The following is an 11,428-nucleotide window of genomic DNA, read 5'->3' as shown; positions in this document are numbered from 1 at the left end:
CATAACCGCAACGCTTTCAAGGAGCTGTTTTCCTCATGACCACCATCGCCGTCGTCGGAGCAACCGGGCAGGTCGGGCGCGTAATGCGCACCATCCTCGCGGAGCGTGATTTCCCGGCAGACACCGTCCGCTTCTTCGCCTCCCCGCGCTCTGCGGGCAAGAAGCTGGACTACCGCGGCACCGAGGTGGTCGTGGAGGACCTGACCCAGGTCACCGAGGACTCCGTCAAGGACATCGACATCGCCCTGTTCTCCGCCGGTGGCTCCACCTCCAAGGAGTGGGCCCCGGTCTTCGCCGCGGCTGGCGTGAAGGTCGTGGACAACTCCTCCGCGTGGCGCAAGGACCCCGAGGTTCCGCTCATCGTCTCCGAGGTCAACCCGGACGACGCGAAGGCCCTGCCCAAGGGCATCATTGCCAACCCCAACTGCACGACCATGGCGATCATGCCGGTGGCGAAGGCGCTGCATGACGCAGCCTCGCTCACTACCATGCGCGTCGCCTCCTACCAGGCCGTTTCCGGTTCTGGCCTAGCGGGTGTGGAGGCCCTGGCGGACCAGGTCGCGGAAATCGGCGACCGCAACACCGAGCTCACCCTGGACGGCTCCGTGCTCGCCCCTGAGGACCTCGGCCCCTACGTCGCCCCGATCGCCTACAACGCGGTCCCGCTGGCGGGCAACCTTGTTGACGACGGCACCGAGGAGACCGACGAGGAGCAGAAGCTGCGCAACGAGTCCCGCAAGATCCTGGGGATCCCCGAGCTCAACGTCGCCGGCACCTGCGTCCGCATCCCGGTCTTCACCGGCCACACAATGGTGGTCCACGCCGAGTTTGCCAAGGCGATCACGCCCGACGAGGCGCGGGCCGTGCTTGCGGACGCGCCGGGCGTCTCCGTTGCGGACGTGCCCACGCCGCTCGCCGCCGCGGGCAAGGACGAGTCCCTGGTTGGGCGCATCCGCCAGGATCAGACAGTTGAGGGCAACCGTGGCCTGATCTTCGTCGTTTCCGGCGATAACCTGCGCAAGGGCGCGGCGCTGAACACGATCCAGATCGCCGAGCTGCTGGTGTAGCAATACGGTCGTCCTGCGATAGGTCACGAGCAGGGCGACAAACGGTTGCAATTCCATAAAGAGAGTTGCCTGTAGCTGAGATTTCGCCAAAAATGGTGGCTATGAGTATTCGACGCCGACGCAACCGTGCCCAATTCGCGGCACACGCAGCAGTCGGCGCTCTGCTCCTGGGGGCTATGGGGGCCGTCACGCCAGCGCCTGGCGCGCTGGCGGCGGAGACGGGCAAGTGGTCGAACACCACGATCAAACCCGGCCAGACGCTGTTCTTGGTAACGGCGAAGGAGAGCGGGGCGTCGCTGCGCATGAATTCTGAAGACCCAAGCACGCTGCCCGCGGGCTGGAGCGCCATTTCCCGGCCGAACGGGCTGCGCCTTGCCGCGCCGCAGTCCGCCAATGGAAGCGATTACGCCACGGTCCAGGTGACGGAGGGCGGCGCCGTGGTTGATGAGTTCAAGGTGCGCCTGGACACCAGCGGCACCGGCAAGCGCGCCCGAGCCACCGTCACGTCCACGCTGGCGCCCGCGCCGGAGACCAGCGAACGCAAGCAAGAACAGGACGAAAAAGCCCCCGCGACAAGCGCGGGGGAGCGTCCGACCCCGACCCCCGTGGCTGCGCAGCCCGTCGCGGTGGTGGCGACCTCGGAGGTGCCCACGACCTCGGCTGAGCCGACCAGCGAGACGGCGGTACTGCCCGCCGCGCTACCGGGATCCGAGACCGGTGCGGCGTCCGGGGGCTGGTTCAGCGGGATCGTGTCCCGCGTGAACAGCCTTTTCGGCGGCTAGGCGGCCGCTACAGGCGGGTGCTGCCGTTCCCGTTGCCCGTGTCGGCGTCGTCGCCGGCCTCGGCCTCCTCGGCCTCCTCCTTGGCAATCATGTCGTCCACGGTGGTGTCGTTCCACGGCTCGTCCGGGTTCTTGGCGTACTCCTCCTTGGACTGCGGCTCCGTGTATGACACGTAGACCACGTCGCCGTCGGGGTCCTCGGGGTCGTATTCGACCTCGTCGTCGTCGATAAGCTCCTGGCCCACCTCGTCCTCGAGGGCCTCGGTGAACTCCTCCTCCTCGATGACGGATTTGCTGGTCAGGTATTCCAGCTCCTTCTCATCGTTCTTGGTAAAGCGCTCGCGCGGATCCAGCTTGAGGCGGGTCAGCTCGAGGGCGCGACGGCGGCGGTTGCCCTCCTTGCGCAGCTTCTGGGCGCCGCGCAACCATGCCGCAGCGACGACGACGATGAGCAGGATGCCAATGTAGCCCAGGACCGGGTAGACGTACGCAACCAGCGTCTTAAAGCCGACGAAGGAGAGCACGAAACCGACCAGGCAAGTTGCGGTGAAGATGATCGGGTACTTGTCCTCGCGGCCGCGCGAGAGGCGCTTGCCCAGCGCGTAGAACATGCCCATCGCGGTGGCGAAGATCATGCCGAAGACCACAATCGCCATGATGGTGCCCAGGATCGGATTGATGTCATTGATCAGGGTCAGCATCGGCATGTCCTCGCCGGAGACCGTGTCAATCTTGACCATCAGCGCGGTGGCCAGCAGCATGAGCATGACCAGGTAACCCATGCCGCCAATGAAGCCGCCCAGGCCCGCGGCGCGGGTGTCCAGGTAGTTGCCGCCGATCACGAGGGCCATCGAGACCACGCACATCACGTTGAGACCCGTGTAGTTCAGCGCCGCCATCCACCAGTTCGGCAGGGTGGTGTTGACCTGCTCTGCGGACATGTTGATGCTGTGCCAGTCAATGTCGGTGGTGATGAGGGTGTACGAGCAGCCGAAGATGACAAAGGCCAGCAGGAACGGGGTGAGCGAGCCGATCGCGGCCGTCACCTTGTCCACGTCGAGCATGCCCACGCCCAGCACGAGCACGAGCATGAGCACCGCGCCGATCCAGACGGGGATGCCAAACTGCTGGTTCAGGTTCGACCCCGCACCGGCGAACATGACGAAGCCGATGGAAAACAGGGTGGTGATGGTAGCGATGTCCAGAATCCAGGACATCACTTTGCTGGAAATATTTCCCAGCACTTCCATGTGCTCGTTGGCCTGGAAGTACGACCCGAGCTGGAGGATGGACACGCCGGCGATGAGCATGAGCACGGAGCCGAGGATGGCGCCGTAAATGCCGTCAGTGCCGAACGCCGAGAAGTACTGCATTGCTTCCTGGCCGGATGCGAAACCCGCGCCAACAACCACGCCGATAAAGGCGAAGGAGATACCTATTGCGTTTTTAAGCATGAAATCTTTCCGTAAGAAATCAGGGATGTTCGGATAAACCTTTGCAATAGTATCGTCATTTGCTCTCAATGACAGTTAAGCGGGGAGCATGCTTTGCGACGCCACGCTGCCCACAGCTACCGCTCGCTCACGACAGTGCTGCCGCCGTCCTCCCGCTCCGCCTCGTCGTCGGCCCACTGAGCCGCGAGGTCTTCCTCGCTCGGGTTGCCCTTCCACGGCTCGTCAGGGTGCTTGGCGTAGTCCTCCTTGGATTGCGGGTCCGTGTAGGTGACGTAGACCACGTCGCCGTCTCGGTCCTCGGGGTCGTATTCGACCTCGTTGTCGTCGATAAGCTCTTGGCCCACCTCATCCTCGAGAGCGGCCTCGAGCTCCTCGTTGTCCACGATGGAAGCCTGGATGATGTAGTCCAGTTCCTTTTCATCGTTTTTGGTAAAACGCTTGCGGGGGTCGAGCTTCAGGCGCATGAGCTCGCGGGCGCGGCGGCGGCGATTCCCTTCCTTGCGGAGCTTCTGCGAGCTGCGCAACCACGCGGCGGCGAGGACAGCGACGAGCAGGATGCCCAGGTAGCCCAGGATCGGGTAGACCACGGACACCAGCGTCTTGAAGCCGACGAAGGAGAGCGCAAAGCCAATCAGGCAGGTGGTGATGAAGATAGGGCGAAACCGCTCCTGGCGGCCGCGGGCCAGGCGCTTGCCCAGCGCGAAGAACATGCCGAGTGCGGTGGCGAAGATCATGCCGAAGATGACCAGGGACATGATGAAGCCGAGGACCGGGTGGATGTTGGTGATAAGGGTGAGCATCGGCATGGCATCGCCCGCGATGCTGCCCACTGCGGCGAGCAGACCGCAGGACAGCAGGAGCAGCATGACGAGGTAGCCCATGCCGCCGAGGAATCCGCCCAGGCCCGCGGCGCGCGTGTCCAGGTAGTTGCCGCCAATAACCAGGGCCATGGAGGCGACGCAGATGGCGTTGAGCCCCGTGTAGTTCAGGGAGGAGATCCACCAGTTGGGCAGCGTGGTGGAAACCTCCTGGGCCTGCGCGTTGAGGTTGGACCAGTCGAGGTCGCTGGTGTACAGGGTCCAGATGCAGCCGAAGATGACAAAGACCAGCAGCAGCGGGGTCACGGCGCCGACTGCGGCGGTGACCTTGTCCACGTCCATCATGCCGATGACCAGCACGAGCGCGAGCATAAGCGTCGCGCCGATCCACACCGGCCAGCCGAACTGCTGGTTCAGGTTGGCGCCCGCGCCGGCGTACATGACGAAGCCGATGGAGAACAGGGTGGTGATGGTGGCGATGTCCAAAATCCAGGACATGACCTTGCTGGACACGCTGCCCAGTACCTCCATGTGTTCGTTGGCCTGGAAGTACGAGCCAAGCTGGAGGATGGAGACGCCGGCGATGAGCATGAGCGCGGAGCTTAAGGCCGCGCCCCAGATGCCCTGGGTGCCGAACGCGATGAAGTACTGCATTGTCTCTTGCCCGGAGGCAAAACCGGCGCCGACGAGGACGCCGATGAACGCGAAGGCGATGCCAATTGCGTTTTTGAGCATGAGAGGCTCACTACTTTCAAGAATGTTGGTGTGATTTCCGCACACAAGTGTAGCGTGATCTAGCTCACCGTGTGTGACCGTGCTTATTCCGACTCGGTGTGGTGAATGAGGTCACGCCTCGCGCGCGCGACGCGGGAGCGGATCGTGCCAACGCGCACGCCGGTGATCTCCGCCGCTTCCTCGTAGGTGTAGCCCAGGACTTGGGTCAGCACGAGGGCTTCGCGGCGCTCGGGGCGGAGGCTGTCGAGGAGGAGGCGGGCGTCGATAGCCTCTGACCAGGCGTTCGCGTCATCGGGGCTGGCTTCCTGCGCGGCCACTTCGTCGTACTCGGCGGCCGATTTGCGGGGCCGCGCCATGTCGTGGCGCACCGAGTCGACCCACGCGCGGCGCGCGAGCGAGAGCAGCCAGGTGCGTGCCGACGAGCGCGCCTTGAACCGAGGGAGTGAGCCGAGGACGCGCAGGTACGTCTCCTGGGCGAGGTCGTCAGCGTGCTCGGCGCCGGCGAGGTGGGCGAGCAGCCGCCAGACGTCGTCTTGTGTGGCGGCGATAAATTGCGTCAGCGCGGCCTTGTCACCGCGACCTGCTTTGAGCGCGAGGTCGGTGACGTAGGCGTCGTCAGTGCTGCTCACGAATGCTTAGGCTACCAGCGCGCGCGAAATTCCCTAGGCTTGGCGGGGTACGTGCTAGCGACAGTCAAGGAGGAGCCACCAATGGCTGAGAAGAGCAAGGCAGAAGACATCGTTGCCAAGGGCGAGCGCCCCGCGGGCAACGGCCGCACCACCGAGTTGAGTGGGCAGCCGGTCGCCTCGGAGCACCTGTCGATCGTCCAGGGTCGTCGTGGGGCCAATGTGCTTAACGACGTCCACCTGATTGAGAAGCTGGCCCACTTCAACCGGGAAAACGTGCCGGAGCGCATCCCGCACGCGAAGGGCCACGGCGCCTTCGGTGAGCTGCACATCACCGAGGACGTGTCCAAGTACACCAAGGCCAAGCTGTTCCAGCCCGGCACCGTGACCCCGATGGCGGCGCGCTTTTCCACCGTCGCCGGTGAGGCCGGCTCCCCGGACACCTGGCGCGACGTCCACGGCTTTGCGCTGCGCTTCTACACCGAGGACGGCAACTACGACATCGTGGGCAACAACACTCCGACGTTCTTCATGCGCGACGGGCTGAAGTTCGCCGACTTCATCCACTCTCAGAAGCGTCAGCCCAACTCCGGCCTGCGCGACGACGAGATGCAGTGGGACTTCTGGACCCGTACGCCTGAGTCCGCGCACCAGGTGACCTACCTGCTGGGCGACCGCGGCACCCCGAAGACCTCGCGTCACCAGGACGGCTTCGGCTCCCACACCTTCCAGTGGATCAACGAGGAAGGCACCCCGGTGTGGGTGAAGTACCACTTCAAGACCCGCCAGGGCTGGGAGTGCTTCACCGACGAGGAGGCCACCGAGAAGGCGGGCACCGACCCGGACTTCCAGCGCGAGGACCTCTTCAACGCCATCGCAGACGGCGACTACCCGATCTGGGACGTGAAGGTCCAGATCATGCCGTTCGAGGAGGCAAAGGACTACCGCTTCAACCCCTTCGACCTGACCAAGACCTGGTCGCAGAAGGACTATCCGCTGATCCCGGTCGGCTACTTCGTGCTTAACCGCAACCCGAAGAACTTCCACGCCCAGATTGAGCAGCTCGCGCTCGATCCGGCCAACCTGGTCCCGGGCGTTGGCCTGTCGCCGGACCGCATGCTGCAAGCCCGCGTGTTCGCATACTCCGACCAGCAGCGCTACCGCATCGGCGCGAACTACAAGGACCTGCCGGTCAACCGCCCGCTCAACGAGGTGAACACCTACTCCGAGCGCGGCAGCATGGCGTACTTCTTCAACGAGGAGAACGAGCCGAACTACGTGCCCAACCGCACCGACAAGGGCGGGGGCTACCTGGACAACAACGAGGATTCTTCCTCCAACTTCACCGACTACGGCCAGGCGGAGAACCTCTACGTCAACCCGGACCCGGAGGGCACTGACCTGGTGCGCGACGCCTACGTGAAGCACGCCGAGGACGACGACTTCGGCCAGGCCACCACGCTCTACCGCGACGTCTTCGATGATGCGGCCAAGGAGCGCTTCGTGCACAACATCACCAACAAGATGATGGCGATTAAGAACAAGGACGTGGAAGAGCGCGTCTACGCCTACTGGGGCAAGGTCGACGCAGACCTGGAGACCAAGGTCCGCGAGTCCCTGGCCAAGAAGCGCGCCGAGCAGGAGAAGTAACTCCTCTTTCGCTGCGTAAGCCAGCGTAAGCCACATGCCCGTTTAGTCTGCGGCCGCAGACTAAACGGGCATGACTTTTGTCATGTGCAATCGGTGACAAACGCTTCTACCAGCCGGGATGCATTCTCGGCAGGGTAGAAGTCATGGAAAACGTCATCGAAGTAGATAATTTACAACGCCGGTACGGTGAGTTCACCGCCGTCGACGGCCTCAGCCTCCACGTCGCCCGCGGCGAGGTGTACGGGCTGCTGGGCACCAACGGCGCGGGCAAGACGTCCACGCTGGAAATCCTGGAGGGGCTCGCCGCACCGAGCGCGGGCGAGGTGCGCGTCTTGGGGATGGACCCGGTGGCGGATCGGGTACGCCTTCGCCCGCACACGGGCATCATGCTGCAGTCGGGCGGGCTGCCGCGCGCCCTTTCCGTGGAGGAAACGTTGACCATGTGGGCGGGCACGTGCACCGCCCCGCTGCCAATCGACGACGTGCTGGCAGACGTTCAGCTGACGCATAAACGTGGGGTGACAGTCGGGGCGCTGTCAGGCGGCGAGCAGCGGCGCCTTGACCTTGCCTGCGCGCTGCTGGGAAATCCGGACGTGGTGTTCTTAGATGAGCCGACGACCGGACTTGACCCGGAGTCCCGCCGCCGCGTGTGGGAGCTGCTGCGCGGGCTGAAGGACCGTGGGGTGACGATTGTGTTGACCACGCACTACCTCGAAGAGGCCGAGTACCTCTGCGACCGCATCGCGATTATGCACGGCGGCCGCATCGAGGTCGAGGGCACGACCACGGAGTTAGCGAGCACGGTGCCCTCCACCATCGAGTTCGTACTGCACAGCGCATCAGCCCCTGCGCTGCCAAACCTTCCCGGGGCGCTGGTGCACAGCACCGACACCTCCGAGGGCACGAAAGTATCGGTGCACACCTCCAGGCTGCAGGACGACGCCTCCGCAATCCTGCAGTGGGCGCGCGAGCGGGACCTCGAACTGGCCCAATTTGTAGCGCAGCCCGCGAACCTGGAACGAGTCTTCCACGGCGTCGCAGCAACGCAGCGTACCCACACCACCCGAAAGGACGAAGCAGCATGAGCACGACCACGATGAACCCCACGAACCACGCCGCGCACAGGCTGCGGGCCCTCGGCCGCGCCGAGTGGCTGCAGTTCACCCGCAACCGGTTGCTTGTGTTCGCCGGCCTCGTCTTCCCGCTGCTGCTGCCCCTCTTCCTGTGGCTGGTCGGGGACCAGTCGGTGGGGTCGACCGCGGCGGCATCTGAGGTGTTCGTGTTGTTCGCGCTGAGCTTCGGCGTGTTCTATCCCGCGCTTTCCATGGCGGTGACCAGGCGCGACGAGGGAGTGCTCAAGCGTCTGCGCACGGGCGAGTCCCGCGACTGGGAGCTACTGACCGCCACTTGTCTCCCGCTGGCTGCGCTCACGCTCGTGCTGGCGGTCATCGTGGTAGTCGCGTTTTCGAGCATGTCCATGGTGCTGCCGATTGACCCGCCGGTACCCCACGTGTGGCCGAAAAACCCGTTGATCATGGTGATTGCGATGCTGCTCGGTGTTGCGGTCTCCCACGGGTTGGCCATGCTGACCAGTCGTTTTACCCAGAACGCGGAAGGCGCGCAGATCACGTCGATGCCGGTACTGATGCTCGTGATTTTCTCGCAGACCGGTATACGTGAGCACCTTCCGGAGTCCCTTGCCAACGTCATCAACCGGACACCCTTTGCGCTGGCAAGCGATGTCTTTCGCGATGGTTGGGTCGGCGAAGGCTCGTTCGCTTCGCTGCTGGCAGGCGCGGCAACGCCGCTGCTCCTGCTCACGGTGTGGGCCGCGGTGCTGATCTCGGCGGGGTATCAGCGCATGCGCTGGGAAACGCACCGCGAGGCGTGAGACCACTGCTACGCTCGGAGCACACTATGACGCAAACACCGCCCCGCACCTCGGCGAAGCAGCCAGAACCGAAGTACTCGTCGCGGTTCCTCACGCTCAACCGCTGGTCGCTCATCGGGATGCTGTGGCTGTTCGTCGGGACCTTTTCCTCGGTCATTGTGAGGCGCTCGGGGGCAACTCAGGCCGAGACGTTCGTTGGCGTGGGCATTGCGGTGCTGGCGAGTCTTGTCGGGACGGTGGTGCTGGAAACCAGGCCAGAGTTGCGTCTGGAGACGCGCGAGCACAGCAGCGGCTGGCTGCGGTGGGGGATGCTCGCCCACCTTCTCGTCTTGACGGTGTGCGCGGTGGTGCTCCTCGTCGGCCCGGCGGAGTGGAAGGCGGCCTCAGCGATTGCGGTCGGGGCGGCGTTCTTTAGCATCCAGCTTGCCTTCCTGCCCTTCATGGCCAAGCAGCGGATGTGGACGACGCTTGCCCTCGCGTGCGCGCTCGCGAGCGTATTTCTGTTCGGCTCGGTGGAGATCGCCGCGATCGTTGTGGTGTACAGCATCGCGTGCGTGGTCATGGTCCCCTTCACCACGTGGTTTTCCCGCGCGATCATTGAAACGGAGCGCGCCCGCCGTCTGGAGTCGCAACTCGCCGCCGCGGAGGAGCGTCTGCGCATGTCGCAGGATCTCCACGACACCATGGGGCAACATCTTGCGGCGCTGACGATCAAGTCGCAGCTTGCGCTCGCGCTCGCCGAGCGCGATGATCCGCGCGTGCCCCAGGAACTGCGTGAGCTGCACCAGCTCACGCAGCGCGCAGCCGTCGATATGCGCAGTGTGGTGAACAACTATCGGACCCCGGACCTCGCCACCGAGCTCGAAAGCGCGAAGCAGGTGCTCGGCGGCGCCGGCGCCGAGGTTTCCATGGCCGGAACCAGCGACGACGTGCGCCCGGACCTACGGGTGACCGCCGCGTGGTTCGTGCGCGAGACCACGACCAACATCTTGCGCCATTCCCAGGCCACGGCGGTGTCGATTGAGCTGCAGCCGGACGCGATCACTGTGGCGAACAACAATCCGCGCCCTGGAGAGGGGAGCGGTACGGGCCTGGAGGGGCTGCGTCGGCGGGCGGCGGCGCATGGGGCGTCGATAAGCGTGGAGCGAACAGCTGAATCCTTCCGCGTGCGACTGGAGGTGGGCGCATGATCAGGGTCGCGCTGATTGATGATGAGACGCTGGTGGCCGATTCCCTCGCCATGCTCATCGGCTTGGAGGAGGACATTGACATGCTGCATGTCGCTTACTCGGGCGCGGGATTCCTCGAGTGGTGGCGGTCGCTGCCCGCCGCCGCGCGCCCGGATGTAGTGGTCACCGACCTGCAGCTTGGGCAAGGTGGGGCGGATGGCATTGAGGTCGCCTCGCTTATCGACGCCCACGTGGTCGTCGTCACCAGCCACGCGCGGCCAAGCGTTGTCCGGCGGGCCCTCGACTCTCAAGTGCTCGGCATCTTGCCCAAAACGGCCGCGGCCGGCGAGCTCGCTGCGGCGGTCCGTGCGGCGCACGCAGGCAAACGCTACATCGACCCGGAGCTGGCAGCCGCCACGATTGCTGCCGGGGAATCGCCGTTAACTGCGCGGGAGGCCGAGGTGCTCGAACTGGCGGGCCAGGGCGGGTCTATCGAGGCGATCGCCAGCGCAGCGCACCTGGCCACCGGCACAACGCGGAACTATATCTCCTCCAGCATCGCGAAGACCGGGGCGGAAAACCGCTTCGAGGCGTACACCATCGCCCGCGAGCGCGGCTGGCTGTAGCGCCTACTGCGGCACGTTGCGCGAGGTCTTGTCCTTCGGGTCCACTACGGTGACGCCGTGGATGGCGCGGCCGATGACGAAGGAGCCGACGGAACCGATGATCCACACGCCGGCGATGGCCAGGATCGCGCGGATGAAGGCGTTGATGCTGAATCCCTCGGCGGACCAGCTCATCAGCAGGTTCGCCACGATCAGCAGCGGGAAGGCGAGGCAGACGAGGGGACCGAGCAAGTTCGCGCGGGTGAGCGCGTCGGGGGCGCGCAGCTGCAGGGAGGCGGTGGCCACCACGAAGATGGTGGAGATGATGACCAGGACAGCGACGATGATTTCGATGATGCTCATTAGCGGCGTCCTCTCGAGATGATGCGGGCCATGGAGATGGTGGGGATCACGCCGCAGACCAGGGCGGCCAAGACGGCGATCTCGTAGGTGATCATGCTCTGGTTGAACAGGGTCCACACCAGGTAGATGGCGATCATGGCGTAGAACACAAGGTCCGCCAGCACCGAGCGGGAGAGCTCGTCTGTGGTGACGATGATCTTGGCCAGGCCCGCGAGGAGGCTCAGCGCCATGATGACGATGCAGACGGTCATGATGGTCTGGAACATGGG

At 64.8% G+C, this 11,428-nt stretch carries 12 protein-coding genes; 7 read left to right on the top strand and 5 right to left on the bottom strand.

Annotated features, from left to right (window positions below; translation table 11 throughout):
• The first annotated feature begins 35 nt into the window (after positions 1-35).
• Entirely contained in the window at positions 36-1,067 is a 1,032-nt protein-coding gene (locus CKJ84_RS10130; protein ID WP_095546860.1) for an aspartate-semialdehyde dehydrogenase, read from the top strand.
• Between the two features lie 101 nt (positions 1,068-1,168).
• The gene (locus CKJ84_RS10125) at positions 1,169-1,849 is read left to right on the top strand and encodes a hypothetical protein (protein WP_143340360.1); all 681 of its coding nucleotides are present in this window, start codon (positions 1,169-1,171) and stop codon (positions 1,847-1,849) included.
• 7 nt (positions 1,850-1,856) lie between these two features.
• On the opposite strand, the gene CKJ84_RS10120 is transcribed toward CKJ84_RS10125, so the two are convergent.
• The 3 genes from CKJ84_RS10120 to CKJ84_RS10110 form a co-directional block, all read right to left on the bottom strand.
• Positions 1,857-3,302, bottom strand: coding sequence for a hypothetical protein (locus tag CKJ84_RS10120; protein ID WP_233125661.1), 1,446 nt, complete (start codon positions 3,300-3,302; stop codon positions 1,857-1,859).
• Positions 3,303-3,418: 116 nt separating this feature from the next.
• On the bottom strand, positions 3,419-4,855 hold the full coding sequence (locus CKJ84_RS10115) for a hypothetical protein (RefSeq protein ID WP_198949271.1): 1,437 nt from the start codon (positions 4,853-4,855) through the stop codon (positions 3,419-3,421).
• A gap of 83 nt (positions 4,856-4,938) precedes the next feature.
• Complete coding sequence (locus tag CKJ84_RS10110) at positions 4,939-5,484, bottom strand: RNA polymerase sigma factor (protein ID WP_095546858.1); 546 nt, start codon at positions 5,482-5,484, stop codon at positions 4,939-4,941.
• Between the two features lie 81 nt (positions 5,485-5,565).
• Here CKJ84_RS10110 and CKJ84_RS10105 point away from each other — a divergent pair, with 81 nt between their 5' ends.
• The 5 genes from CKJ84_RS10105 (at position 5,566) to CKJ84_RS10085 (ending at position 10,817) form a co-directional block, all read left to right on the top strand.
• A complete protein-coding gene (locus CKJ84_RS10105; protein ID WP_095546857.1) occupies positions 5,566-7,131 on the top strand; it encodes a catalase in 1,566 nt (521 codons plus the stop codon).
• 143 nt (positions 7,132-7,274) lie between these two features.
• Complete coding sequence (locus CKJ84_RS10100) at positions 7,275-8,216, top strand: ABC transporter ATP-binding protein (protein ID WP_095546856.1); 942 nt, start codon at positions 7,275-7,277, stop codon at positions 8,214-8,216.
• Positions 8,213-9,022: an ABC transporter permease gene (locus CKJ84_RS10095; protein WP_095546855.1), complete on the top strand. Its 810-nt coding sequence runs from the start codon at positions 8,213-8,215 to the stop codon at positions 9,020-9,022. The genes CKJ84_RS10100 and CKJ84_RS10095 overlap by 4 nt, the downstream gene beginning before the upstream one ends.
• Positions 9,023-9,048: 26 nt before the next feature.
• Complete coding sequence (locus CKJ84_RS10090) at positions 9,049-10,212, top strand: sensor histidine kinase (protein ID WP_095546854.1); 1,164 nt, start codon at positions 9,049-9,051, stop codon at positions 10,210-10,212.
• The gene (locus CKJ84_RS10085; RefSeq protein ID WP_095546853.1) at positions 10,209-10,817 is read left to right on the top strand and encodes a response regulator transcription factor; all 609 of its coding nucleotides are present in this window, start codon (positions 10,209-10,211) and stop codon (positions 10,815-10,817) included. The genes CKJ84_RS10090 and CKJ84_RS10085 overlap by 4 nt, the downstream gene beginning before the upstream one ends.
• 3 nt (positions 10,818-10,820) lie before the next feature.
• On the opposite strand, the gene CKJ84_RS10080 is transcribed toward CKJ84_RS10085, so the two are convergent.
• Positions 10,821-11,159, bottom strand: coding sequence for a Na+/H+ antiporter subunit G (locus tag CKJ84_RS10080; protein WP_095546852.1), 339 nt, complete (start codon positions 11,157-11,159; stop codon positions 10,821-10,823).
• Positions 11,159-11,425, bottom strand: a complete 267-nt coding sequence (locus CKJ84_RS10075) for a cation:proton antiporter (RefSeq protein ID WP_095535923.1) — start codon at positions 11,423-11,425, stop codon at positions 11,159-11,161. Before CKJ84_RS10075 ends, CKJ84_RS10080 begins: the two co-directional genes overlap by 1 nt.
• Positions 11,426-11,428 lie beyond the last annotated feature (3 nt).

This window comes from Corynebacterium sp. NML 120412, from assembly GCF_002285155.1.
Taxonomy (GTDB): Bacteria; Actinomycetota; Actinomycetes; order Mycobacteriales; family Mycobacteriaceae; genus Corynebacterium; species Corynebacterium gottingense.
Note: the sequence above shows the minus strand (reverse complement) of the source record. Positions and strands in the feature narration are given on the sequence as shown.

Excerpts from the sequence above, each read along its gene's own strand:
- CKJ84_RS10130 (WP_095546860.1), top strand. The coding sequence starts at position 36 with ATGACCACCATCGCCGTCGTCGGAGCAACCGGGCAGGTCGGGCGCGTA.
- CKJ84_RS10125 (WP_143340360.1), top strand. The coding sequence starts at position 1,169 with ATGAGTATTCGACGCCGACGCAACCGTGCCCAATTCGCGGCACACGCA.
- CKJ84_RS10120 (WP_233125661.1), bottom strand. The coding sequence starts at position 3,302 with ATGCTTAAAAACGCAATAGGTATCTCCTTCGCCTTTATCGGCGTGGTT.
- CKJ84_RS10115 (WP_198949271.1), bottom strand. The coding sequence starts at position 4,855 with ATGCTCAAAAACGCAATTGGCATCGCCTTCGCGTTCATCGGCGTCCTC.
- CKJ84_RS10105 (WP_095546857.1), top strand. The coding sequence starts at position 5,566 with ATGGCTGAGAAGAGCAAGGCAGAAGACATCGTTGCCAAGGGCGAGCGC.
- CKJ84_RS10100 (WP_095546856.1), top strand. The coding sequence starts at position 7,275 with ATGGAAAACGTCATCGAAGTAGATAATTTACAACGCCGGTACGGTGAG.
- CKJ84_RS10095 (WP_095546855.1), top strand. The coding sequence starts at position 8,213 with ATGAGCACGACCACGATGAACCCCACGAACCACGCCGCGCACAGGCTG.
- CKJ84_RS10090 (WP_095546854.1), top strand. The coding sequence starts at position 9,049 with ATGACGCAAACACCGCCCCGCACCTCGGCGAAGCAGCCAGAACCGAAG.
- CKJ84_RS10085 (WP_095546853.1), top strand. The coding sequence starts at position 10,209 with ATGATCAGGGTCGCGCTGATTGATGATGAGACGCTGGTGGCCGATTCC.
- CKJ84_RS10080 (WP_095546852.1), bottom strand. The coding sequence starts at position 11,159 with ATGAGCATCATCGAAATCATCGTCGCTGTCCTGGTCATCATCTCCACC.
- CKJ84_RS10075 (WP_095535923.1), bottom strand. The coding sequence starts at position 11,425 with ATGTTCCAGACCATCATGACCGTCTGCATCGTCATCATGGCGCTGAGC.